General features: G+C 63.7%; 18 protein-coding genes and 2 tRNA genes. 11 read left to right on the top strand and 9 right to left on the bottom strand.

What is annotated here, in order from left to right:
- Positions 1–26: 26 nt before the first annotated feature.
- A complete protein-coding gene (locus ABWK72_RS13600) occupies positions 27–956 on the bottom strand; it encodes a thioredoxin family protein (RefSeq protein WP_367870114.1) in 930 nt (309 codons plus the stop codon).
- 146 nt (positions 957–1,102) lie between these two features.
- A complete protein-coding gene (locus ABWK72_RS13595) occupies positions 1,103–3,343 on the bottom strand; it encodes a hypothetical protein (RefSeq protein ID WP_367870113.1) in 2,241 nt (746 codons plus the stop codon).
- A 641-nt stretch (positions 3,344–3,984) separates the two neighbouring features.
- Between ABWK72_RS13595 and ilvC the strand changes: the two genes are divergently transcribed.
- Both ilvC and ABWK72_RS13585 read left to right on the top strand, forming a co-directional pair.
- Positions 3,985–5,034, top strand: a complete 1,050-nt coding sequence (gene ilvC, locus ABWK72_RS13590) for a ketol-acid reductoisomerase (protein WP_367870112.1) — start codon at positions 3,985–3,987, stop codon at positions 5,032–5,034.
- A gap of 421 nt (positions 5,035–5,455) precedes the next feature.
- Entirely contained in the window at positions 5,456–7,057 is a 1,602-nt protein-coding gene (locus tag ABWK72_RS13585; RefSeq protein WP_367870111.1) for a sugar MFS transporter, read from the top strand.
- Between the two features lie 67 nt (positions 7,058–7,124).
- Here ABWK72_RS13585 and ABWK72_RS13580 read toward each other — a convergent pair whose 3' ends face one another.
- Genes ABWK72_RS13580 through ABWK72_RS13565 form a run of 4 tightly spaced genes read right to left on the bottom strand, consistent with a single transcriptional unit; the run spans position 7,125 to position 9,343 of the window.
- Positions 7,125–7,691: a hypothetical protein gene (locus tag ABWK72_RS13580; RefSeq protein WP_367870110.1), complete on the bottom strand. Its 567-nt coding sequence runs from the start codon at positions 7,689–7,691 to the stop codon at positions 7,125–7,127.
- On the bottom strand, positions 7,688–8,248 hold the full coding sequence (locus tag ABWK72_RS13575) for a hypothetical protein (RefSeq protein ID WP_367870109.1): 561 nt from the start codon (positions 8,246–8,248) through the stop codon (positions 7,688–7,690). Before ABWK72_RS13575 ends, ABWK72_RS13580 begins: the two co-directional genes overlap by 4 nt.
- Positions 8,249–8,273: 25 nt before the next feature.
- Positions 8,274–8,825 carry a hypothetical protein gene (locus ABWK72_RS13570; RefSeq protein ID WP_367870108.1) on the bottom strand — a complete coding sequence of 184 codons (552 nt, stop codon included), beginning with the start codon at positions 8,823–8,825 and terminating at the stop codon, positions 8,274–8,276.
- A gap of 53 nt (positions 8,826–8,878) precedes the next feature.
- Positions 8,879–9,343, bottom strand: coding sequence for a hypothetical protein (locus ABWK72_RS13565; protein WP_367870107.1), 465 nt, complete (start codon positions 9,341–9,343; stop codon positions 8,879–8,881).
- Between the two features lie 285 nt (positions 9,344–9,628).
- Here ABWK72_RS13565 and ABWK72_RS13560 point away from each other — a divergent pair.
- Positions 9,629–9,703 (top strand) — tRNA-Val (locus ABWK72_RS13560).
- A 62-nt stretch (positions 9,704–9,765) separates the two neighbouring features.
- Here ABWK72_RS13560 and ABWK72_RS13555 read toward each other — a convergent pair.
- Positions 9,766–11,565: an Hsp70 family protein gene (locus ABWK72_RS13555; protein WP_367870106.1), complete on the bottom strand. Its 1,800-nt coding sequence runs from the start codon at positions 11,563–11,565 to the stop codon at positions 9,766–9,768.
- 374 nt (positions 11,566–11,939) lie between these two features.
- Between ABWK72_RS13555 and ABWK72_RS13550 the strand changes: the two genes are divergently transcribed.
- The 8 genes from ABWK72_RS13550 (at position 11,940) to ABWK72_RS13515 (ending at position 24,647) form a co-directional block, all read left to right on the top strand.
- Positions 11,940–12,389: a DUF4112 domain-containing protein gene (locus ABWK72_RS13550; protein WP_367870105.1), complete on the top strand. Its 450-nt coding sequence runs from the start codon at positions 11,940–11,942 to the stop codon at positions 12,387–12,389.
- A 433-nt stretch (positions 12,390–12,822) separates the two neighbouring features.
- The gene (locus tag ABWK72_RS13545; RefSeq protein ID WP_367870104.1) at positions 12,823–13,089 is read left to right on the top strand and encodes a pilus assembly protein HicB; all 267 of its coding nucleotides are present in this window, start codon (positions 12,823–12,825) and stop codon (positions 13,087–13,089) included.
- Positions 13,090–13,203: 114 nt separating this feature from the next.
- Complete coding sequence (locus tag ABWK72_RS13540; protein ID WP_367870103.1) at positions 13,204–14,238, top strand: TIR domain-containing protein; 1,035 nt, start codon at positions 13,204–13,206, stop codon at positions 14,236–14,238.
- 564 nt (positions 14,239–14,802) lie between these two features.
- Positions 14,803–15,885 (top strand): substrate-binding domain-containing protein, encoded by a 1,083-nt coding sequence (locus ABWK72_RS13535; protein ID WP_367870102.1) that lies wholly within the window; start codon positions 14,803–14,805, stop codon positions 15,883–15,885.
- A 703-nt stretch (positions 15,886–16,588) separates the two neighbouring features.
- Entirely contained in the window at positions 16,589–17,278 is a 690-nt protein-coding gene (locus ABWK72_RS13530) for a hypothetical protein (RefSeq protein ID WP_367870101.1), read from the top strand.
- Positions 17,279–17,296: 18 nt separating this feature from the next.
- Positions 17,297–18,517 (top strand): sialate O-acetylesterase, encoded by a 1,221-nt coding sequence (locus ABWK72_RS13525; protein ID WP_367870100.1) that lies wholly within the window; start codon positions 17,297–17,299, stop codon positions 18,515–18,517.
- A gap of 40 nt (positions 18,518–18,557) precedes the next feature.
- Positions 18,558–18,905 (top strand): hypothetical protein, encoded by a 348-nt coding sequence (locus ABWK72_RS13520; protein WP_367870099.1) that lies wholly within the window; start codon positions 18,558–18,560, stop codon positions 18,903–18,905.
- Between the two features lie 330 nt (positions 18,906–19,235).
- Positions 19,236–24,647 carry a beta strand repeat-containing protein gene (locus ABWK72_RS13515; protein WP_367870098.1) on the top strand — a complete coding sequence of 1,804 codons (5,412 nt, stop codon included), beginning with the start codon at positions 19,236–19,238 and terminating at the stop codon, positions 24,645–24,647.
- Between the two features lie 93 nt (positions 24,648–24,740).
- Here the strand turns inward: ABWK72_RS13515 and ABWK72_RS13510 are convergent, their stop codons facing one another.
- Both ABWK72_RS13510 and ABWK72_RS13505 read right to left on the bottom strand, forming a co-directional pair.
- Complete coding sequence (locus ABWK72_RS13510; RefSeq protein WP_367870097.1) at positions 24,741–25,088, bottom strand: hypothetical protein; 348 nt, start codon at positions 25,086–25,088, stop codon at positions 24,741–24,743.
- A 45-nt stretch (positions 25,089–25,133) separates the two neighbouring features.
- Positions 25,134–25,208, bottom strand: a tRNA-Cys gene (locus ABWK72_RS13505).
- Between the last annotated feature and the right edge of the window lie 175 nt (positions 25,209–25,383).

The following is a 25,383-nucleotide window of genomic DNA, read 5'->3' as shown; positions in this document are numbered from 1 at the left end:
CTCCAGAAGCGGGGGCATTACCCCTTTCATTTCTTCTCCGGAGCCATCGGCGGCAGACCCGCCTGCTCCCTCTCCAGGATCTCGATGAAATCCTCCAGCTCCTTCGTTCGCGGCCCATCCGGCGATTCCTTCACTGCCTTTTGCAGCACCACGATCGCCTCGTCCTTCTTCCCGGAAGAAGCCAGCGTCCCCGCCTGGTGCCCGTAGACCTGCTGGCGGTATTCCCCCTGCAGCACTCCCGCCGCCAGCGTGTCCTCCACGACCTTCATCGCCGCATCGAGATCACCCTTCGAGCGGCACTCGCCCAGCTTCGCCATGAACTCCGCGAAGGCCTTCTCGGTCGCCTCTTTCTTGGCATAGCCGGTCTCGTCCGCAGGGTCGGCCTGCTTGATGGCATCCGCCACCTCCGGGTAGTTCGAGAGCAGCATCGGACTGTCCATCTCCAGCCCTTCGAGCATCGCGATCAAGGCCCGCGCCTTGTCCGGCCCCGACTTGCCTGCCGCATCGGCCAGAGCCTCGTCACGCGCTGCCTTCTTGCCAAGCAGCCCGTCGAGCAATTCCAGATACTTCTCCGCCCCGCCCGCCTGATAACTGGCGACTGCGAAAGGCTTGCCCTCCGCGTCACACAGCAGCACCGACGGATAGCCCTTGATCGGGTAGCGCTTCAGTAGCTCCGCGTTCTGCGCCGCCACCGCTCCGCTAACCCGGGACTTGTCATTCGGATAGTCCAACTCCACGAGCACGAACTTGTCCTTCACCCCGGCCTCGAAGGCTTCCTGCTCGAAGACCTCCTTGCGCAGCTTGATGCACCACGTGCACCAATCGGAACCCGTGAAATCGATCAGCAGCACCTTATTCTCGGCGGCAGCCTGCTTCTTCGCCGCCGCGAAGTCGCTGGTCCATGCGGCGAAGGATGAAGAAACGCAAAGGGCGAAGCACAGGATTCGGACGGGCATGGAACGCATGGTAGCCGGTCACGTCGTCCGGGGAAGCAGGGTTTACTCGCCACCCGAATACATCCCGGGCTATCCGCGGGCATCCGGGCAGCAAAATGGCGGGAAAGCCCTCCCAGGCTTCCCCGCCACTCATTCTTTCCCCGAGCTTATTCGACCACCACCCGCAAGAACCTCCTCGCATTCGCCGCAGCGGTGCCGCTCGTGCGGAAGCTCTTGTAGATCCAGCCGGCCTCCGGATCAGGCAGGCCCGCCTGGATGGCCGTGGCATCCGCACCCGTGACCTCCGTGACCACCGGCCCTCCCCAATCGCCGAGGTCGCCGGCGGCCTCGACCGTGTAGACCATACCGTCCACGGAGGCCTTCATCCGGTTGCCATCGACCGAGAAGATCGCATCCGAGCGGACCGCGGCGGTGAAGGTCATCACCCCCGTTTCCGTACCGAGCGTGGCCAGCTTGCCGCCGGAAAGCCCCGCCGAGCTGCCGCTGATCGGGCTGCCATTGAGGGCGAATTCGAGCAAGTTCGAGACCCCGTTGAAGTCCGGATCGGCACCCGGCAGCGCGTCGTCGTCCGTCAGATTGTTCGGCGGGGAACTGGCCCAGCCCGGGTAGGGATTCACCGGCGGAGTGCCGCCCTGCTCCATGATGAAGACGAAGGCCCCCACCTGTCCTTCCACCGTCGTGTCCACGCCATTGCGGCCATGCAGGCTGCCGCTGACCTTGCCGCTGCTGTCGGAGACTGCCGTGCCGATCAAGGTCAGGTTCCCCAGCCGCGGATTCGCCCCGGGTGTGCCGTTCGTCCACGCCTTCACACCGGCGGGTCCGCTGTCGCCGAAGACCACGTAGCCGCCCGCCGTGTTGCCGTCCCAGGTCGAGCAGGCGTAGAGACTCACCGTTTGGCCCGCGTTCATCCCCGTCACCGTGAAGACATGCGGATGGGTGTTGGCCGCGGCACCGAAGGTGTAGAAGCCGGAGCGTGTCAGCGGTTCCCAAGTCTGGTTGTTATCGTAGCTGCCCACATTGCTGAAGGAGAAGCCGTGGCCCAGCCCATTGATGTCGCCGACCGATGCCAGCGGGGTGTTCGTCACGTAGTTGGCGGATACCGCCGTCCAGCCGCCGGCGGTCGGGGAGCCCGCGGTCGTGAAGTCCAGATACAGCCGCGTGCGGTTGTCGAAGCTCACCTCGACCGTATGATCTGCCGTCACTTCGGGGAAGTAGTAGGACTCCACCGGTCCCACCGAAATCCCGTCCACCAGCACCTCCGCCACGTAGTAGCCTTCGGCCGCAGTGATGAAGTATTCGAAGGCCTCCCCGTGATTCACGGAGCTCGTGCCGGCCGGGCTGATGCTGCCGTTCGCACCGACGATGGCTTCAATGTCGTAGGTCTTCTGGGCGAAGCTTGCGCTAATCGTGTGGTTCGCGGTGACATTCACGAAGGAATGGGCCGACACCGCACCGATCGGGATGCCGTCCACCAGCACGCTCGCGATCTCGTAGCCCGGATCCGGCGTGATCGTGAAGGGCAGGGTCACCCCCAGGTTCGCGCTGACCGCGCCGCTCGGCGTGATGCTACCGTTGGCACCCGCCGTGGCGTTGATCGTGTAGAGCGTGGTATTCGCGGCGAAGCTCGCGCTGATGGTATGGTCCGCATTCACCGCGGTGAAGGTGTAGGTACCCACTGCCCCGACCGACACGCCATCCACCAGCACATCAGCCACGTGGAAGCCGCTGTTCGCCGTGATCGTGAATTCCTGATTCTGCCCCGCAGTCACGCCCACGGCACCCGCCGGGCTGATCGTGCCGTTCTCACCCGCGCTTGCCGTGATCGTCTGGGTCGGCAGGAAAACGAAAGCGCCCACCTGACCCTCCGAATCCATGCCCGCGCCGGTGCGCCCGTGCAAGCTGCCGGTCACCGCTCCGGTCTCGTCCGCGATTGCCGTGCCGATGAAGGTGAAGTTCTCGAGCGTGGGATTGGTCCCCGGGTTGCCCAAGGTCTGGGCCTGGATTCCCGCGGGCGCATTGTCGCCATACACCACGTAGCCGCCGGCACCGTTGCCGTCCCAAGCGGCGCAGGCATAGAGCGCCACGCTTTGGCCCGGAGTCAGGCCGGACAGCACGAAGTCGTGGCTATTCGCCAGCCGCCCGAAATTGTAGAAGCCGGAGCGGGTCAGCGGCTGGGCCGGGACACCGTTATCGTAAGTGGCGACATGTCCGAAAGTGAAGTTATAGCCGGAGCCCGCGATGTCCGGGACATTCACCATCGTGTCCCCCAGGTGAGTCGCCTGTACCGGCGTCCAGCCCGGTGCGATATTCACGGGGTTGCCGGTGAAATCGAGCCGCAGCATCGCGGCCTTCAGGCCCGGCGTGAACAGGGCCAGGGCTGCCAGCACAAGGGTTAACAGCAGCCCATAGGACAGTGCAGCTCCATGTCGGCGGATAAGGTAAGCCGGGTTTTCTCGGGGCGGGGAAGCGGGTTTCACGATCGTTTCTTGGGTTGCAGGTTTTGGATCACCGGGGATAGCCGCGCATGGAAACCGTCCACGCGCGCATCCCTGCAAGGCCGCCGGCGTCCGACGCCGGACTTGGGTTCAAATCACGGCCTTGCACATGGAACATTGAAAACGCAGCTCCTCGTGGCAAGCTTGAAGTTGCATAAAGTTGCATAGTTGCTTTCCGAGAGCCCCTGTCCCGCCCCGGCCCGCCCCCTCCCTGTAGTCCGCCCTCCGTCCTCCGTCCTCCGTCCTCCTGCCTTTCCCCTTCAAACTTGGACGTTCGATGTTGGACGTTCGATGTTCGATGTTTGCCTTCCCGCCTTCCCGCCTTCCCGCCTTCCCGCCTTCCCGCCTTCCCGCCTTCCCGCCTTCCCGCCTTCCCTCCGAACTCCGAACTCCGAACTCCGAACTCCGAACTCTGCCTTTCGCTCCCCGCAGGGCTGCCGAACCGCACGCTTGACCCTTCGCTCTCAACCCCCCAGCGTATCCGCCCGCCGCCGCCCAGGGGCTTCGGCTAACCACATCGACAACTCATCGCCATGGCCGCGAAGATCTACACGAACAAGGACGCCACGCTCGCTCCGCTCAAGAAGAAGACCCTGGCCGTGATCGGCTTCGGTTCCCAGGGCCACGCCCACGCCCTCAACCTCAAGGACAGCGGCCTCAAGGTCGTCATCGGCCTCTATCCGAAGTCGAAGTCCCGCGAAGTTGCCAAGAAGCTCGGTTTCGAAGTCATGGACACCGCCGAAGCCGTCAAGGCCGCGGACGTGATCTTCGTCGCCGTGCCGGACACCAAGATCGCCAGCGTCTATAACAAGGACATCGCCGCCAATCTGACCAAGGGCAAGACCCTGCTCTTCTCCCACGGCTTCGCGGTTCACTTCAAGACCATCGAAGCCCCGAAGGACGTGAACGTCATCATGGTCGCGCCGAAGGGCCCGGGCCACACCGTCCGCAGCCAGTTCGTCGATGGCAAGGGTGTTCCCGGCCTCATCGCCGTCCACAACGATGCCGACGGCAAGGCCAAGGAAATCGCCCTCGCATGGGCCCGCGGCGTCGGCTGCACCCGTGCCGGTGTCTTCGAAACCAACTTCCGTGAAGAGACCGTGACCGACCTCTTCGGCGAACAGTGCGTCCTCTGCGGCGGTGCTGCCGCCCTCGTGAAGGCCGGCTTCGAAACCCTCGTGGAAGCCGGCTACCAGCCGGAGATGGCCTACTTCGAGTGCCTCCACGAGCTCAAGCTGATCGTCGACCTGATGAACGAAGCCGGCATCGCCGGGATGCGTTTCTCGATCTCCGAGACCGCCGAGTGGGGCGACGTCAGCGTCGGCCCGAAGATCATCGACGCCTCCGTGAAGAAGCGCATGCAGAAGCAGCTCAAGGAGATCGAATCCGGCAAGTTCGCCAAGGAGTGGATCGCCGAAGCCACCACCGGCGGCTACAAGAAGTTCAACGCGATCCGCAAGGAAGAGTCCGCCCACCAGATCGAAAAGGTCGGTGAGAAGCTCCGCTCCACCATGAGCTGGATCAAGCAAAAGAAGCTCAAGAAGGGTGCCACCCAAGCGAGCTACGTGTCCTCTTCCAAGTAAGCGGAGACTTTCCCAAAAAGCCCGGTTCCCGCAAGGGGGCCGGGCTTTTTCGTGGATAGCTCCGGATTCGGGGCGCATGCTTTTGAGTGCTGCGACATGTCGCAGCTTTTGGGTAACTCCCCGCACACCCCCGCGCCGTCCCCGCAGCCGACATGTCGGCTGTGCCAAGGCGTATCCGGCATTCGCTCTCAAGGGTGCCGGGTCTTTCCGTCATTTCGCAAAATAGCGGCGGCGTTCGCCATTCTTTCCCGGAATTCTCCCCGCCTGCCCCCGGGGCCGCCCAATCACCGGGATCCCTTGCACGATTGCGACATCCCCGAAAGGAAGGCCCGCGCAAAACCGTTCCCCGCTGCCATTCCGCATGCTTGCCACGCCTCAAAAAGGCCGTTAGACAGCCCCTCACTTCCCAAGAAAGAAATCCATGACCACCACACTCGGCGATGAACCCATCGCGCACAACGCCAAGCGGCTCCTATGGGCCGGCTTCCTCGCCATCCTCGCCGCCGGCATCGGCTTCGGCGTCCGCGGTGGCATTCTTGCCAACTGGGCCAAGGAGTTCGGATTCACCGGAACCCAGTTGGGAGACATCGGAGGTGCCGGTTTCACCAGCTTCTGTTTCGGAATCGTGATCGGGGGCGTGATCGTCGACAAGATCGGCTACGGGAAGCTGGTCCTCGCCGCCTTCGTTTTCCACATCGCTTCCGCCTTGATCACCTTTGCAGCCCATCAAGGGCAGCCCCAGGAAGTGGCTTACAAGTATCTCTACTGGGGAACTTTCGTCTTCGGTCTCGCCAACGGCACGCTCGAAGCCGTGGCCAATCCGTTGGTCGCCACGCTCTTCCCGAAGAACCGGACCCACTACCTCAATATCCTCCACGCCTCCTGGCCAGCCGGCATGGTGATCGGCGGCGTGATCGGCTGGACGCTGGGCGGTGCCGGTGTCGATTGGAAGATCCAGCTCGGTCTCTTCCTGATTCCCACGATCCTCTACGGGATTGCTTTCCTGGGCCAGTCCTTCCCGAAATCCGAGGCTGTCGAAAAGGGCCTGAAGCTCGGTGAAATGTTCAAGGAAGTCGGTCTCCTTGGCGGAGCCACCATCGCCTTCCTCTTCGTGCTCTTCTTCAAGGATGCCATGGGCCTGCCAGCAGGCGTCGCATGGGGCATCGGCGGTGCGATCCTCATCGCGGTGGGAGTCATCACCAGTTTCTCGATGGGTTCGCTCCTGCTCTTCGTGCTTTTCATCACCCACGCCCTGGTCGGCTCCGTGGAGCTGGGCACCGATGGCTGGATCCAGAACATCACCGGGAACATCCTGACGCCGGAACAGGGCAAGCAGCTCTTTGTCGCTACCTCGGCGCTCATGTTCATCCTCCGCTTCTCGGCACACTTCATCGAGAGCAAGCTGAAGATTTCCCCGATCGGCCTCCTGCTGATCTGCTCGATCCTTGCCGTCGTCGGACTCAACCTCGTCAGCGGCATTACCACCTTCGCCGGCGCCCTCCTTGCCCTCGGGGTCTACGCGCTCGGCAAGACCTTCTTCTGGCCGACCATGCTCGCCGTGGTAGGCGACCGCTTCCCGCGCACGGGTGCGATCGCGATGTCGATCATGGGTGGCATCGGGATGATGTCCATGGGCCTGATCGGAAGCCCGGGCCTCGGCTATGCCAAGGACCGCTTCACCGCGGAACAGCTGAAGGAAGTCGATCCGGCCATCTACGAAGCCAACAAGGCGCAGAAGGAATCGAAGTTCCTCTTTGCCGAGAGCGTCTATGGCCTCGACGGGACCAAGCTGTCTGCAGCTCAATCCGCGAAACCGGAAGAGCGCACCCCGGAACAGAAGGTTCTCTCCGAGGCCAGCATCAGCGGCGACCGCAAGACGCTTAAGGCGGACTCCTTCATCCCGGCTGCCATGGCGGTCATCTACTTGCTGCTACTCATCTACTTCAAGGTGATCGGCGGCTATCGCGTGATCAAGATTACCCCGGAGCAAGCTGCCGGCGGTGTCGCCGCCCCGGCACCCTGAGTCAGTCTCCTGACCTCGATCCAATCTCAAGCGGCGCGGCCTCAGGGTCGCGCCGCTTTTATTGCGCTCAAGGCGGCCCCATCTCGTCCGCTCCGGCACTGTCCGTTCCGAACTCCTCCTTCAACTCCATGCGGCGTGCGGCGTTTTCGGACCGGATCATCGCCAGTTCGCCAGCCCAGCGGTTGGTCTGCCACTGGCGCAGGAACCAGAGGCCGGTGGCCATCATCCCGATCCCCAGCACACAGGTGGTCCATGCGACGGTGGCGGGGAACCAGCCGCTATCGAGGCGGCTGACCCACATCGCCACCCAAATCAGCGCGAACATCCCGGTCGCCACGGCCCAGCGGATCGCGCCGCCGCCACCGAGCCGGGCGAAGTGGAGCCAGAACGCCGCGAGGCCCAGTGCGCCCGGCAAGCCCCAGAGCAGGATGGCTTCGCGGGGCTTCGAAAAGAGACCTCCGAACCAGTCCCGGTTCAAGATTCCGTCCTCCGCCAGATCCCCCGCCGCGAGGGCGGCCGCGCCCGTCGTAGTGCCGAGCCAGAACGCGGCGAAGAAGACGAAGACCCACAGGATCAAAGCTCCCAAGCCGCTGGCGAGCATATCGCTGAAATCGATCTCGGAGCCGAATTTCATCCCAAGGGTCGGAGGGTGGCGGGTTCGCGCTCGCTCGCGGCTTCTTCCTCGTCCATCTCCAGGCGCCGCGCGGCGTTCTCGGCACCGAGGGCGATCATCTCGCCCGCCCAGCGCCTCATCTGCCATTGATGCAGCAAGTAGAGTGTGGCCCAGGTGAACAGGATCCAGCCCAGGCAGCCTGCCCACGCCACGGGCAAGGCGATCCATCCGTGAAGCTTGCCGCTGGCACCGGCCATGGCGAAAAGCGCCTCACCGCCGATCAGCAAGGTCCAAGAACGGTGGCTGGCGGAGTCCGAACAAGCGGTGAGCCTGAAGACCATGATCGCCAGGAAGACGGCATTCGGCAGCAGCCAGATCGTCAGCAGGAACTCCGGACCGCGGGTCAGGGCCCAGAGATCCTCGGGCAGGAAGCGGCCGGGCGCGTTCGCTGCCTGCCCCGTAACGAAGGAGAAAGCGGCCAGCGTGGACCCGAACCACGCTGCAGCGAAGAAGAGCAAGACCTGCCTGATCAGCAAACTGATGCCGCTTTCGAAGTCGTCGGCATCGTCGGCATTCATCGCGAAGGCAGAATCAAGGGCCCGCTCACAAGATCCCCAGCTCCTCGGCACCGGTGCTGACCGTGCCATATTTCGCGGTCATCTCGACCCGGCGGCGGGCGTTGTCCTCCTTGAGCTTTTCCAAGTGATCGATCCCGCGCTGGATCTGGCGATGGCCGAACCTGGAGGCGATCTTCTTCAGCCCCGCGAGCAGACCGAGACAGACGCACCAGGAAACGATGGAAGCTCCGAGGCCGCCCGGCAGCGCGAGGGAGAAGCAGCCGGTGAGCAGCAGCGCCTCCCCGGCGGCGATCATCAGCCATTCCCGGCCGCCGGCCTTCTCCGAGCGCACGTAGAACATCGCCGCCCAGAAAAGGATCACCCCCTGTGCCAGCAGCGCGATGACCGTGCTCAGTTGCCCGAAGATCGGACTTTCTCCCGTAGGGAATCCGAATCCGCCCCCGCCTGCCATCGTCCCTGCCCACAGCGCGACCGCGCCGATCGCGATCCCGGTCAGCGCGGCGAGCGCAAAGAGGCAGGTCTTCCCCACTACCCAGCCAGCGGTCGCCAAGAGGAGGTCGAGGAATCCGGATTTCATAGTTCCCCATCTAGGCAGATTCGGGAACAAAATGCAAGAAGACAGCGCGCGGGCTAACCTTCGCCGGGCGGGAAGATCACGGCCACGCGGTCGATGCCGTTCTTGGAAAACTCCTCCCAGTAGCGCTTCTCCAGGTCCTGGGTCTGGGCGCGGCGGTCTTCCTCGCTCATCTTTTGCCAAGACTCCATGCCCACCGCCTTGGCCAGGTCGCGGTCGGCCAGGCGGATCACGAGCTCCTCCCAGAAGACCTCGTTGCGGAACTCATCGTAGCACTGCTGGTAAAAGGAGCCGTCCTGATACTCGGCGGACAGGTGGTGGCGCTGCTTCTCTTCGTCGAAGGCGATGTGCTCGCCCTGGCCGGAGTGCTTGGCCTTCTCCAGCACCTTCTCCTCCAGCGCCTCGTAGGCCGCCACGCCCTCCTCCGCGCCGGGGCGCTCGTTCCAGGACGCGATCTCGGCGGCCAGGCTGACCATCTCGACCAGGGTCTCGAGTTCCTCTTCGGTGAAGCGCAAATGCATGTCGGGGCCGGGAGCCAACCACTGCTTCCCCCCGCCCGCAAGCCCGCGCTGGGTTCTTAGGGGAATGCTGCCGCACCTTCAGGGGAGTACCTTATGGGGGTACCCTTAAGGGGATAACCTTTGCGTGCCGTTTGGGGCTACGGGTGGTGTGCCGTCCGGGGCACCACCCCCCGTCCCGATTCGGGGGATGGGGGGCATCCCGTTTCGGGGGGCGGCCCCTTGCAGCACTCTTCGCTTGCCCGGTGCCGCCACTTCGGTGAAAGCTGCGCGCGTCCGCAGGAAGAAGCACGAGTAGCTCAGCGGTAGAGCGGCCCGCTTACACCGGGTTGGTCGGCGGTTCGATCCCGTCCTCGTGTACCACCTGATGGTGGGGAAGTGCCAAGGGAGAAGGACCAAGTGCCAAGGGAAGGCCCGAGCGGATCTCAGCCGAGGCGGCGGTCCATGGCGGCTTCCATGGCTTTTTCGACGAGGGCGGCTGCGAGGGCTTCGGTGGCGGTGTCGAGGCGTTGGACGGCGGCCTTGAGAGGGTTCGGTTGGCCGGCGGCTAGGGCAGCGCGGACTTCGAGGGCGGCGGACTCGATTTCCTGGCGCTCGGGGGCTTGGACGAGGTCGCCGGCGCTGGCGAGGGCCATTTCGACGGCGGGGAGGAGTTCCTCGGCTTTGAGGCGCGCTTCGGTGAAGATCCGCTCGGCCATGTCCTCGAAGGCGAAGTCGACCGACTCGCCGACCATCTTGCCGACGGCTTCGTCATCGACGTCGACGGCGGAGTTGCGGATCTCGACAACGGTGTCAGTGCCGGTCTTCACGTCGCGGGCGAGGACTTCGAGGATGCCGTTCTCGTCGATGCGGAATTGGACGCCGACGCGGGCCTGACCCTTGGGGGCGGGCTCGAAGGGGACTTCGAATTTGCCGAGCTCCCAGTTGTCGCGGGCCATCTCGCGCTCGCCCTGGAGGACGCGCACGCGCATCGAGGCCTGGCCGGCGGCGGCGTTGGTGAACATCTCGCCGGCCTTGCAGGGGATGGTGGTATTGCGGGGGATGAGGATGTTCATCAGGCCGCCGAAGGTCTCGATGCCGAGGCTGAGCGGGGTCACATCGAGCAGCACCATCTGGCGCAGGGTGCCGCCGAGCACGCCGGCCTGGATGGTCGCGCCGAGGGCCACGGCTTCATCCGGGTGCTGGGAGAGGTCGGGCTCGCGGCCGAAGAATTCGGCGACGGCGCGACGCACCGCGGGGATGCGGGTGCTGCCGCCAACGAGGATGACGGCCTGCAGGTCCTCCGGCTTCAGCCCGGCATCGGAGAGGGCCTGGCGGCAGCAGGTGATGGTCCGGTCGAGGTAGGGCTTGAGGCGGGCTTCGAAGTCGCCGCGGGGGATCTCCGCTTCCAAGCTACGGGAGCCATCGTAGAAGGGGGCCCGGAAGGTGGCGCTGTCCTCGTCGGAGAGCCGGCACTTCACGCGCTCCGCTTCCTCAATCAGGCGGACGTGGGCACCGGCGTCGAGGGTGTCGAAGTCGATGCCATGGGCTGCGGCGACGCTGCGGGCGAGGGCGGCGTCCAGGTCATCACCGCCGAGGCGGGTATCGCCGCGGGTGGAGAGGACTTGGAAGACGCCGTCCTGCATTTCCAGGATCGAGAGGTCGAAGGTGCCGCCGCCGAGGTCGTAGACGGCGACCCGCGAGCGCTCGCCCAGCTTGTCCAGGCCGTAGGCCAGGGCGGCGGCGGTCGGCTCGCTGAGGATGCGGACCACCTCCAGCCCGGCGAGCTCGCCGGCGCGCTTGGTGGCCGCGCGCTGGGCGTCATTGAAATAGGCCGGGACCGTGATGACCGCCTTGTGGGCCGGGCGCTCCAGGCGCATCTCGGCGATCCGTTTCAGCTCCTTGAGAATCTCCGCACTGACTTCCTCCGGGCTGCGGCCCAGCACGCGGATCCCGCCGCTGCCGTCGGGCGCGCGCTCCATCGGCACGCAGAACTCGCGCTCCTCGCCATGGCGGCGGCCCATCAGGCGCTTGACGCTGGTGACGACCCGGCCGGGGTCGCCACTGCGGCGGCGCAGGGCCTTGCGGCCGACTTCCACGCCGCCGTCCGGGCCGAACCAGACGGCGCTGGGGGTGATGCGCTTGCCTTCCTCATCCGCCAGCAGGATCGGAAAGCCGGACTCGACGGCTCCCACCGCGGAATTGGTCGTGCCGAGGTCGATGCCGAGGATCAGTTCGCCGCTCATTGAAGTGAGGAGAGTGAAGCGGGAAGGGGAGAGTTTGCTAGTTTTCAGTGTTCAGTGTTCAGTGTTCAGTTTTCAGGAAAGGCGGGGGAGGTTGAACCGCCAAGACGCGAAGAACGCCAAGTTTTTGAGGGGTGGGGAGGCGAACGAAACGCGGAGGCGCAGAGGTCACGGAGAGGGGGCGCGGGGGAAGGCAGGATGCAAACATCGAACATCGAACGTCCAACATCGAACGTCCAAGTCTGAAAAGAAGACAGGAAGGCGAGCTACGGAAGGCGCAGGGGGGCGGAATGCGGAATCTTGCCGTTTGCGGGGTGGGGAGATGCGGGGTATTGGGTTCGGTCGATTTTTCCGTCTTATCCTACCTACCCATCCGAATGATGAATGCTGCTCAGGTCGAAGTTTTCCCGCCCGGTCCTTTTGCGTCGGCGGATGGCAGGACTCCGGCGACGCGGGAGCAGCAGGCGATCTTGGACAAGATCGAGAGGCTGGCGAAGCTGATGGATTCCTCGATCAACATCCCGGGGCTGAACCGCAGCATCGGGGCCGACGGGATCCTGGGCCTGGTCCTGCCGGGTGTCGGCGATGCCCTGGCCGCCGGGGCATCGGTCTACATCGTCGTCCAGGCCAAGAAGCTGGGCCTGCCGAATTCGAAGCTGGCGAGGATGATGGTGAACATCGTGATCGATACCGGGGTCGGTGCCGTCCCGCTGGCCGGCGACATCTTCGACTTCGCCATGAAGGCGAACCTGATGAACGTCGATATCGTGCGGGAACACTTCAACCTGCCGCCGTTGCCGAGGAATCAGGTGAAGGATAAGAGGTAGCGGGCCGACGGTTTCATGGAGGTCTGGAGCGAACGAACCGCAGAGACGCGGAGTCGCAGAAGTCGCAGAAGTCGCAGAGAGGGGCGCGGGGGAAGCATGAAAAGAGGGCTGGCCTTTCTCGTCGATTCGCGGCACTTCTGCTGCTAGGTTCGAGTATGGATGGGAGATTGCCCGAAGATTGTGCTTACGGGGCGGAGGCGACCAATGAGCTGGGTCGGCGGATTCTCGTGGATCCGCCTGGGACCGGGATCGCCTTTCGAGTGAAGAAGGGTGTCTATTGCTTCGAGACGCATAAGGAAGCGGACAAGTGGTGGGAGAAGGTGAGAGCGACTGCCTTCCCTCTATAGCCCCCAAGGGGGCGACAGGAGGACAGCCGGGGTAGGGCTTTGCCCTGGCAGTTGAACGGGCGAGGCGAAACGGGTAGCTTCGATTCATGAAGTCTGGCGCCCGCTATCACCGCTTCGTCTGCCGGTCGGAGGAGGATGCCTGCTGCATCGGCTACTGCCCGGATCTCTACGAGGGCAGGGTCTGCCACGGGGAGCAGGAGAAGGCGGTGTATTCGGAGCTTTGCAAGATCGTCCGCGATGAGATCGGTCATCGCCTCGCGGAGGGACAAGCGCTGCCCGAGCCCGCCGTTCAGGCCACCCGCGATCTGCATCGCAGCTTGAGGGGAAGTCAGCCACCCTTGTGTATAAGGTAAAAGAAGGGCGATTTGGGGTTGCTTCTCAAAACTTAAGGATGGACCCCAGCGACCAGAGCGAGGGAACTAACGGCTACGCTTTACAAGGCCTTGGGCGGGCCGCAAAGCTTGCCCGTGCAAAGGGACCGAACTCTTCAAATCCGCATTCTCCGCGCCCTGCAAAATGGAGAGAAAGAGGGTTTTGACGGTATTCCGAAAGAGGTCTTGGGCTACAATTCGGCCCTTCTTATCGATGAGGGTCTTGCTGTTGGAGAAAAAATGCAACTCCTTGATCCTCCCCATCTAGATGCCGACGTTTGGGATCTTACCGTGCGGGGCCACGATTTTCTCGAACGCTTAGACAGCCAGTTCAATTTTGAGGCAATCCATCCCCCGAAGGTAGTGAATATGACAGAAACGAAAATGACTGTCTTCATCAGCCATGCTAGCGCGGACCAAGCCCTTGCGGCGGCACTAGCTAGGCTGTTGCGTTCAGCCTTCAATCTCCCAACTAATGAAATTCGCTGCACCAGTGTGGACGAATTCCGCTTGCCCGCGGGTGCCGATACAAACGACCAGCTTCGACGAGAGGTGCGAGAGTCGAAAGTCTTTGTCGGGATCATTACGCCCTCAAGCATCCAGTCCGCCTACGTTTTGTTTGAACTTGGTGCAAGATGGGGTGCGCAAATGTCTCTTTTTCCTGTTTTGGCGCGGGGCGCGGGAAGCCAGCACCTAAAGGGGCCGTTGAACGGAATCAATGCGTTAAACCTGACGAATCCTCAGTTGGTGAAACGGTTGCTGGAGGACATTGCCGACAAGGCCAACCTTTCATTAGAACGACAGTCGACGCTCGATACAGAGGTTTCTAAGGTCGTTGCCGAGGCTGAAAAGGTTGAACAGGAAGGGCAACCTCTTCCTCCGACGAAAAAACCGCTTGGGAAGGAGTCGCAAAAGGTTCTTGTCCATCTCTTCAAATTCTCTCATGGTCAATCAGTTGAAGGCATTAGCCGCGGTCTTTCAATGCCTTTGAACGTCTCGAAGTATCATCGCGATCAGTTACTCCAAGCTGGCCTTGTCGAAGAAGGCATGGATGAGGATCTCTTTCCCATTTACTCCTTGAGTGTAAGCGGTCGAGCTTGGGTTGTTGAGCACGGCCCCAATGGGTTTTGAAGAGCCTCCACTTCAGCATCCAAACAGCCGAGGCGCTTCAGGATGGTGTGGGCGACCAGAAGGCGGGGGGGCGGTGGGGGCACTGCGGGCGAATCGCCAATCACCAATCTTCCAATCATCAATCGGTCTGCGGCTGCGCCGGGGGGAGGGAGGAGGTGGGAATGCGAACATCGAACGTCGAAGTTTGGTAGGGAGGCGGGGCGGAATCGCGGGGGGAGAGGATTTAAGATTTAAGATCTGAAATTTGAGAGGGAAGGCAGGGAGACGAGCTGAGGAGGCGCAGAGATCGCGGAGGGAAGCAGGAACGCGAACATCGAACATCCAACATCCAACATCGAACGTCGAAGTTTTTGAAGGGAGGCGGGGCGGAATCGTGGGGTGAGAGGATTTAAGATCTAAGATTTGAAATTTGAGAGGGAAGGCGGGGAGACGAGTTGCGGAGGCGCAGAGATCGCGGAGGGAAGGCAGAAGGCGAATGGAGCTGTGTGACGGCCTTCGAGCCTGGTCTTGGAAGTCTACCAGTCGGGTCTTGTGCGGCCGGGGAAAGGAGGGAAGCATGGATCTATGCCCGGAACTCCCATACCGTCGCGCGGAAACCTGGTGGCCGATTGCGTGCGGGTGATGAACCTGCGCATCGCTGCCGGGGAGTGGCCGAAGCGGCTGCCGGGGGAACGACGGCTGGCAGAAACCTTGCAGGTCGGACGCGACACCATCCGCCTGGCGCTCCGGCAGCTCGAGCGGGAAGGGGTGCTGGCTCCGGCGGATGCGGGCAGCAGGCGCAGTGTCCTGGGCAGCGGGATCGAAGCCGTGAAAACCAAGGCGGGGCCTTTGAAGATCGGGCTGCTCGCTCACCGCCGCCTGGAGGGGCTGCCGCAGCCGATGCTGTTAGAGATCGACCGGATCCGCGATGCCTTGGCCGACAAGGGCGGCTCGCTGGAGGTCTACTCGCCCGGCTGGTATGAGCAGAAGAATCCGGCCAAACGCTTGGAGGCCCTCATTGAAGAGGAGCGCTGCAGTGCCTGGATGCTGCTCCGCTCCAGTGCCGCGGTGCAGGGATGGTTCATGAAGAGCCGCACCCCCGGCTTGATCCGCGGCTACCCGCATCCGGGTATCGACCTGCCACATCTCGATGTCGATTGGCAAGCCACCGCGCACCATGCCGCCGGTCACCTGTGGCGGATGGGCCACCGGCGAGTGGTCGTGCTTTCGCCCGCCGAGCCGCTGAAGGGCGTCGAAGCGGCGGTGCGCGGCGTGATGGAGCTGGGCGAGCCGGACTTTGAAGCGACGGTGCTGGTTGAGAACGGTTCGTCCGAAGGCATCGGGCGGGTGCTGGCGCGGGCGCTGAATTTCAAGAATCCGCCGAGCGCGATCATCGCGACCCGCCCGCGCCAGGCGGCCACGGCGCTCACGTGGCTGGCCACCCAAGGGCTCCGCGTGCCGCAGCACCTGAGCCTGATCACGCTCGCGTGGGAGCCCTTCCTCGATCATCTGGTGCCGGAGATTTCCGGCTACCGTGCCGATCCGGAAGCGGTCGCGAAGCTGGTGGTGCGGCGGCTGGAACGCCTGGCAGCAGGCGCTCCGAATCCAAGTGGTAACACGTGGATCACGCCGGAAGTGGTGAAGGGGGCTTCGGTGGCGCGGGCGTGAGGAGTTGAGGGTAATTGGAGCATCGCGGGATTTCTCATGTCGTGACACCGCTATCACCAGAGACAAGGAATCGACCGTGTCCGGCGTGTAGTTGACCAGCCACGCGGCCAGATCGCCGCTGCCGCGTTTCCCGGTCGTGGTGCCGCGGAGCTGCGAGGCGCGCCAGCCCCAATGGCCCTCGTGATCACGGTCGAAGGCGACGCCGCGCCATGACGGATAGCCGGCGTTCGTCTCGTCGTCGCTGGCGGTGGAGTTGGTGAAGTTCGTGGTCAGCGAGCCGACGAAAGCGAACTCCGCCCCGGCATCGACGAGGTGTTTGAAAAACTCCCAGCGCCACGAGCGGTTGCCGTTTTGAGAAAAGGTCGAGCCGTTCACGGCATGGCCCGCGCCCTGCGTGATCGAGTCGCCGATCAGCGCGACTTTTCCGGGACCGGCGGCGGCAGCTGCCAGCGAGGTGAACAGCAGCAGGATGAAGAGGCGGACAATGGACATGAATCGGTGTCGGGAAGGAAATCGAGGAGAAGCTACGGCGGGACTCGCGGATTTTCAGGCAAACGATGCTGGTTCGTTCAGCCGACCAGATGAGCGGAGAGCCGCATGGAAAATTTCGGATCCCCCCCGCGGAACTGGTCCCCTCAACCAACCAGAGACCCAACCTTTGCTCCGCTGCGGTTCCGCTTCCAATCTGCAGTCCACTTCAAAAATGAACCGCACCCTCCGCCTCCTCACCGTCCTCGCCGCGACGACCCTGGCCGCTCCCGCCGTGACCGTGCTGCTCGACAGCAAGGATCACGCCTCGGTGGTCACCACCGGTTCTCAGGCAACCTTCGGTGCCCAGAGCTTCATCCTTTCGGTGGCCGGTAGCGGCACCAGCGACACCGTCACCACCAACTCGCCGCTGCCGGCCACGGGCACCCTCAACAGCATCACCTTCGTCAGGGCGCCCACAGGCACCGCGACCGTCGGCTCGCTCTTCCTGAAGCTCTACACCACCAGTGCCGACGCCGCGGGCACGCCGCTCGCGGTCTCCACCAATGGCATCGACGTCAACAGTGCCACCTTCCTAGCGAATCTGGTCTGGAACTTCTCCGGCGAGACGCTCAGCACCACCACCACCTACTTCGCGGTCTTCTCGACCAATGGCCTGGCCGATCCCACCGGCACCGATCTCGTCGGTGCCCGCATCGCCGCCGCGAACTTCGGTGGCGGCTTCGTGAGCACCGCCTATGGCGGAGCGGACGCCTCCCTGCGCGGCTTCAGCGCGCTCAATCCTCCCGCCGGCACGAACCTCGACGCGCGCTTCACGGTGTCCTTCGACGTCGTGCCGGAGCCTTCCGCGGCCCTGCTCGGCGCGATCGGCGTGCTTGCCCTCCTCCGCCGCCGCCGCGAATAGAAATCTCTTCGCCGGGCAATGAGTTCCTTCCGTCGTCTTTGGCAGAGCCTCGCCGTCCTCCTGGGGGCCGCCTCCGCGAGCGCTTCCGGACTCTCGCTGGCCCGCCCTTTCGGCGCGCACATGGTCCTGCCGATGGACAGGCCGGTCCCGCTCCGGGGCACGGCAGCCGCCCATGCCGAAGTCACCGTGACCTTCGGCTCCCTAACAGTTCGGGCCGAGTCGGATGCGCAAGGCGCATGGCGCGTGCTGCTCCCGCCGATGCCCGCTTCCACCGATTCCCGGAAGCTCGTGGTGGTCTCGGGAAATGAGACCCTCGCCCTCGATGACATCCTCGTCGGCCGGGTCTGGCTGTGCTCCGGACAGTCGAACATGGACTTTCCCCTCAGCCGCGCGGTCGGCGGAGCAGCGGAGGCGACGCTCGCCGGAAATTCACCCCACATCCGGCTCTTCAATCTCACCGGCGCACCCACCGATGCCCGCGCCTACGATGCCGCGACGCTTGCCCGCCTCAACCCCCGCGATCACTTCACCGGCCAATGGGAATGCGCCTCAGAGAAATCCGCCGCCGCCTTTTCCGCGGTGGCCTGGTGGACCGGAAAACGGATCCTCCAAAGGGACGGCGTCCCGGTCGGCCTGGTCGAGAATGCCGTCGGCGGTTCGGGCACCGAGGCTTGGCTACCCGCCGAAACCCTGGCGTCCCGCCACGAGTATCACGGCCTGTCCGGGAGCGGCTGGCTCGGATCGGAAACGATGAGCGCCTGGGCCCGGGGCCGGGCGAAACAGAACCTGGGAACGCATCTCGAAGCCAGCCACCCCTTCAAACCCGGCTTCCTCTTCGAGTCCGGCGTCCGCAGCTTCGCCGGCTTCCCTTTCGACGGCGTCTTCTGGTACCAAGGCGAGACCAATGCCGAAAGCCCCGATACCGCGTGGAACCAGCGCCTGATCACTGACCTCGTCGCAGACTGGCGAAGTTCCCTCGGCGACGCGGACCTGCCGTTCTTCATCATCCAACTCCCGCGCATCGGGGGCAACGACCCGCTCAGGAGGTATTGGCCGCAGTATCGGAGGGCCCAGGCGAACGCCGTCCGCGCATTGAAAGCCACTTCGCTCGTGGTGACGGAGGATCTGGGCTGGGACTCTCCGGACGTCCATCCCCCGGACAAGCTGCCGGTGGCCAAACGCCTGGCCGACGCGGTGGCAGGCCGGGCAACCGGCCGGAATCTCAAACCGGTGAGATAAGTCACTCGATGACGCTGTAGCAAGCCGGTCACACGGGTCCGTGCCCGCGCAAGTTGCGGATTCGGTGCAGAAAATCTTGAGCGACCTGTTTAGCGGGGCCACGAGCTTTCCGGCGGTCGGACTCTTCACAAGGGAATCGGGTCAGAAACAGACGGAGAGCATCCAGGTTTTGGAAAGCTTCTGCGAGACCGCTGCGTGGGTAGCGAACAAGGGCTTCCTTTGGGCCTTGGCTCAAGTTGTGGGAGCGCTGTTGGAGCAGGAGAGCATCGCCTGCCTGGTGGACGGTCGGATGTTCCTTATTCCGCGCCTGGAAGAGATCGCCATGGCGGGAGCCTTGGAAATCGATCCTAGGCGGCTGACCTCCCCCGCTCGTCAGCTAGGTTCCTAATGCCGAGGAACCCGCCGGGAGAACCGCTGTCCGCCTATGCAGCGAAGGCCGCACGATAGATGGGGGGTGAAGTGGCGACCCCGGCAGACCTCACCTGCCAAGGCGTTCGGCAATGACGGACATGTCTTTCCGGCTGTGGTTAAGAGGGCCTTTCGCCGCCCGCTTAGGTCAGCCCTAAGAAGCCTATGGGTTTATATAGGATGATGAATCTCCTTTGACGGATTCATGGGGATGACGATGGTCGCGACATTGATCGAACGCCTTTTGCACAAGCGTTTAACCCCGATCTGTCAGACTGCTTCTGACTCCTCAATCCAACCCGTAAACCCAATGAAAAATATCCCTACGCCTCACGCGCTTTTATCTACGGCGCGTCTCTCGCTGCTGACCACGGCGCTAACCTTCTCCGTCCAATCGGCCCCGCTCACCTGGAATTCCGCCGGCCCGTCCAACAACTGGAGCACCGCCGCCGGCAGTGAAAACTGGAACCCGGGAGGCGTCGTCTGGGCCCAAAATTCCGATGCCGTATTCAATGGCAGCTCCGGCACCCCGGAGTCCATCAGCGTCACCACGACGAACACGGTCAACGACATCACCTTCGCGGTTTCGGGCTTCGGCATCGGAAGTGCCGGTGCAGGGTCCCTTGTTCTGGCCAACGATCTCGCCAGCACGATCACGGTCACCAACCTCGCTGACAGCGCCTCGATCGCAGAGACCATCGCGAACAATCCCGGCGGTGCCAGCAGCCTGACCAAGGCAGGATTGGGCACCTTGACCCTCAACGGCACTGCCGCCAGCACCTACTCCGGCGGCACCATTGTCAGCGCCGGCACGCTCGCCATCACCCAGACCGGAGCGCTTGGTACCGGCATCGTCTCCAACGCCGCCACCCTCGACATCAACGTGGGAAATAGCACGCCGACAGGCCTCGCCACGGGCATGAGCGGAGCCGGCACCGTGAACGTCACCCTGCCGACCGGCACGAACACCACCTTTCTCGATGGCGACTACTCCGGCTTCACCGGCACTTGGAACATCGGCGTGGGAGCCGCGGCAGGAGCGGGCAAGGTCCAGATGAACGGCGCGGACAACGCCGCCGCCACCATCAACGTGCTTCTCAACGGGACGGTGCTGGCCGGGGCCGGCACTCACAACGCCTCGATCACCCTCAACGGCGGCGACACGGGCGAGTCTCTCGGCCAGTTGCGCCTGAACGGCACCACGGTCAACTGGGCCGGGCCCGTCATCCTTGCGGGTGCCATGAACGGTGCCGGCGATGGAATCGTTGGCACCAACAGCGGTCCTTCCCTGCTCAGCGGGACTATCTCGGAAACCGGGGGCCCGCGCGAACTCACGAAATCGGGCGGCGGGACCCTCGTCCTCGGCGGTAATAACTCCTACACCGGCGCGACCCGCGTCCTGACGGGAAATATCAGCGTCACCACCCTCAATAACACCGGTAACACCGGCAACGTCGGGACCAACAGCACCATCGCCTTGGGCAGCGCGGCCAACGGCGCTTCGCTCCTTTACACCGGCACCGGGGAAACCACCGACCGCGTCATCGATCTCGCAGGGACCACGGGCGGCGGCGGGATCAACCAGGCCGGCACCGGGCTGCTCAAATTCACCAGCAACCTGACCGCGACAGGAGCCGGCATCAAGACCCTCACCCTCAACATCGCCAGCACCGGAACCGGCGAGATCGCCGGGCAGATCGTGGACAATTCCGCGGTCAACAAGACGAACGTCACGAAGAACGGAGGCTTGGGAACTCTCACGCTTTCCGGGTCCAGCCCTTTCACCGGTAATGTCGCCGTCAATACCGGCGATCTGGTGATCACCAACCCGGGTGCCCTCGGGGTCGGCCCCAAAACGATCACCGTGGTTCCTACCGCCAATCCGTCGAGCCTGCCATCGCTCGTCCTCGATGGCAGCGCGGGGGACATCTCGCTGGCCAGCGACCTCAGCTTCACCACCAGCTTCGATGCCTTCAGCGTGGTGCCTTTCGCCCCGATCCCGGGCGAGGCCGCGATCATCAACACGGCGGGAAACAATACCATCGCCGGAAACTTCACCGCCGTATCGGGGGGCGGGAGCACCGCCTTCCTGTCCAATGCAGGAACGCTGACGCTTACAGGCCAGCTTTCCGCCAACACCACCAACCGGAACTTCATCTTTCGCGGGGATTCGAACGGAACGGTTTCCGGCCCCATCAACAATGGCAGCGGCTCGAATTCCGTGGGCATCAGCAGGGACTCCGGTTCCGGCATCTGGACCTTGTCCGGCGGAGGCACCTACAGCGGAGCCACCGCGGTTTCCGCGGGAACCCTGGTGATTTCAGGCGATCCCAGCGGCAATAGCGCGACCAACGTCACGGGCGGAACTCTCATCATCTCGGGATCCCCGACGGGGGCCGGTTCCACGACCGTCACAGGTGGTCTCCTGAAGCTGGACTACGGCACCAACGACACCAGCAAGCTTGCCGACTTCGGGGGCGCGCTCATCTTCAACGGCGGCACGCTGGAACTGGCAGGCGGAACCCATGTCGAATCGGTTTCCTCCACGACCCTGAATGCGGGAAAAGTCAGCACCGTCACCCGCAGCAGCGGCGATGCGGTTCTGGAGTTGAACTTTGTGACCCCGAACGCGGGGGCTCTCAATTTCGCCGCCGCCGGCATCGCCACGACGGATAGCTTCAACGTCAACGGCTTCCTCCCATGGGCCCGCTTCGGTTCCAACTACGGGATGAACGCGACGGACGGCGACAACGGCCCTATCGTCCCTTACACCGGCGGATTTGCCGATGTCACCCGCCTCGGCGGGACCTTGCCGGACGGCAGCTCCAACAATGTCCGCATCGTCAATGGCGGTGCTTCCGGAACCATCGGATACGGCAGTCCCGTGACCACGATCGGTTCGCTGCTGGTGGACGCTGCCGGCGGACCGGCGGTCATCGATCCTCCGAATTCGACCGACATCCTCTCGATCGGGCAGGAAGCGGGAGGCATCCTCTGGCATACCGCAACCTCAGGCGGCCTGACCTTGGGAACCACGCCGAACAACGGTGTCCTCACCACTGGTGGCAGCGACGACACGTCCCCGGCCACCCTGACGCTCCTCAACGACAGCTCCACCAACCCGGTCGTCATCAATTCCTCGGTCGCCAACAACGGCTCCGATCCCGTGAGCCTTCTCTTCGGCGGCCCGGGCAGCTTCGTCCTTGCGGGGAACAACACCTTCACCGGCTCGGTGGGGGCGTCCGGCACCTCCCTGACGATGAGCGGCAGCAACGTGTTCACGGGACCCCTCACCATCTCATCGGGGTCCTTGGTCACGCTTTCCGGAGATAACTCCGGCCGCCCGGCCGGCAGCTCCGGCCTGACCATCATCAACAACGGGGCAACCCTGCAGCTCCAGGCCAATGCCGGAAACACCGCGGGCGGTTTGTCCACCGCCCTCTCACCGGAACGCACCGCCCTCCAACCCCTGACCCTCAACAACGGCGGCCTGCTTCAACTGCGTTCGGACGACCCCGTGACCTTCACCGGCGGCAACAGCTTGGGTGGACTGGGCAGCGCCACCGTCGGCTTCGACGTGAACCAGCTCACCGGGGCCGGCAGCGGGAACACTCTCACCGTCGCCCCGCTCGGCTTCGACGTGAACACCACCACCCTCAACGTCACCGGTGGCAATGGCTTCACGCTTGGTCTCGGCAAGCTCAACGGCGTCTCGGCAGCCGGCGTCCTGACCCTGAATCCCACGACCGCCAATCTCGCGGTGAACGGCTACTCCGCCAATGCAACGCTGTCTTCCACCATCGTGCTGGGCGGAACCGCGACGGAAAATTTCGTCACCGGCGCCATCGTCAACCCCGTGACCTCCGGGGCCACGACGGTCACCAAAAACGGAACCAGCACCTGGACCCTCGGCGGAGCCAACACCTACACCGGAACCACCACCATCAATGACGGCACGCTGAAATCAGGTGCCGCCACCGCATTCAACAATCTCGGTGTCCTGGCGATGGCCGGGCCGGGCGTGCTCGACCTCAACGGCTTCGATGCGGCGTTCACCAACGTCTCGGCAAGTGCGGCCACCAACACGATCACCGACAACAGTGCCGGAGCCGGCCAGTCGGTGCTCGCCATCAGCAACCAGACCTCCACGATTTCAGCTCTCATCGCGAACGGCGCGACGAGGACGCTGAAGGTCAACCTGCGAAATGCCAATACCGCTACGACACCGTTTGCCGTTACCAGCGCCAACACCTTCTCCGGCGGTCTGACCCTGCAACACACCACCGCCGGCACTCGCTTGCGAATTTCCGCTGCCCCGGTGACCGTGGGTGCGCCTGGAGCCATCGTGAGCAGCCCGTTCGGCACCGGCCCGATCACCATCGGCGAAGTGGCAACCGACAAAGCCGGCATCCTGCTGGATACGGCCGCCAACTTCACCATCGCCAACGCGATCGTCTTCAACACGATCCTGGGCACCGATCAACCCGGCATCCGGCTGGACACGGCGGGTCACGTCTTCTCCGGAAGGATCACCGCCAATCTGTCCGACGCCCTCTTCGCCAGAGGAGGGACCGGGACGGGTGCCGCTACCCTCACCGGCCAGATCACGGGACCGAAAGGTCTCCAGCTGAGCGCCTCGCCCGTGTCCATCACGCTGAACAATGCGACGGCGAACCCGAACAACTATGACGCCGATACCACGCTCGGCACGGGAAGCACCTTGGTCCTCGGTTCGGCCGACCAGATTCCCAACGGTGCGCTCAAAGGCAGCGTGGCCACCGCGGGAACCCTGAATCTGGGTGGATTCAGCGAGACGATCAACGGGCTTAGCGGCGCGGGCACCGTCACGTCCACCTCCGGCGCTCCCGTGCTAACCCTCGGCGACAACAACGCCTTCGCGATCTTCTCCGGTGCGACCGGCGGTTCGCTCGCACTCACCAAGATCGGAAGCGGCACCCAGATCCTGTCAGGCGTGATCGGCCATTCGGGTGACACCACGGTCTCCGGCGGCAGTCTCCAGTTGGGTCTCGCTTCCACCTTCGCCAACAGCTCGGCCATCCGCCTGAACAACGGTGCCACGCTCAACCTCGCCGCGGTTGGCGAGGATGTCGTGGACAAGTTCTTCATCGACGGAGTCGCGCAGGCCACCGGCGTTTGGGGCCGGCTGGGGGGCGGTGCTCCGAATCAAACTGCCCGGATCACCGGCGAAGGGCGGCTTAGCGTCACCACGTCCGGCGGCGGAACACCATTCAGCTCTTGGATCTCCGGATTCTTCCCGAGTGAAACCAATCCGGCCATCATCGGCCAGACCGCGGATCCCGATAAGGACGGTGTGGACAACATCACCGAGTTCGCCTTTGCCGGCGACCCTTCAAAAGGCGGTGAAGATGGTAAGATCTACGTCTTCGTCGCCGACAGCGATCTCGATGGCGACACCAACAAGGAGCTGATCCTCACCGCGGCCGTCCGCACGGGTGCCGCAGCCTTTGGCATTGGCGCACCCTCGACCGCTGTCTCCGCGGCGGACGGGATCACCTACTGGATCCAAGGCAGCACGACGTTGGCCGACTTCACGGCCACCGTGAACCCCGTCCCGACCGCCATCACCACTGACCTGCCACCAGCGGGTGACGGTTACAGCTACCGCAGCTTCAGCCTCGGTGGCTCGAATGGACTCACCCCCGCGAAGGGATTCCTCCGCGCGACGGTGACGGCACCCTGATACACCGTCAGAAACTGCTATTCATCGCGGCCACTCCGTCTCATGGGGTGGCCGCTTTTTTTGCGCTCAGCCCAACCCAGATTCGATCCCCGGTTAGATCGGGCCTATACACCCGAGCGGCTTGATGATTTTTCCTTCGGGCAGTTCGGGTTCCAGCATCACTTGCGGGACTCTTCCATTCCAAATCTGCTCTGAACCGGGGCTAGGCGATGAAATGTCGAAAACCGCCAGTTCCGCGATCACCTGAGCTCCCGGTGCCAGCAGGGGAATCACCGGATCCGGCATCACCGCTTTGTAGAGCCCCGCCACGTCGTTCGCCTGACCGAGGAAGAGATCCCTTACCTCATGTGGAGGAGCTAAAGCGTGAAAGCTTTCGGGCGAGGCTTGAAGATTGGCTTCGTGCAGTTTGCTCGGCAAATTGGCGTTGTTAGGCCATTTCACCCCCCATTTCTGCCATCGAAGGCGATCATCATAAGGCGATTATGATGGAGGCGGAGGAGGGAATCGAACCCTCGAATAGCGGTTTTGCAAACCGATGCCTTACCACTTGGCTACTCCGCCGTTTGACGCTGGTCGCGCGGGGCCGATTCCCTACGTCCCGCGGAGCGGGGTGTCAATGCCGGGATTCGGGGAGAAGGGTGGAGTGCCGAGTGATCAGTGGGGAGCTGGAAGGGGTTTGCTAGTTTTCAGTATTCAGGGCGGGCAGGGATCTAACGGTGCGGGGCGGGTTGGGGTT

The sequence above is a fragment of the Luteolibacter sp. Populi genome (genome assembly GCF_040801775.1).
In the GTDB taxonomy this organism is placed as follows: Bacteria; Verrucomicrobiota; Verrucomicrobiia; order Verrucomicrobiales; family Akkermansiaceae; genus Haloferula.
This window is presented reverse-complemented; position numbering and strand designations above follow the sequence as displayed.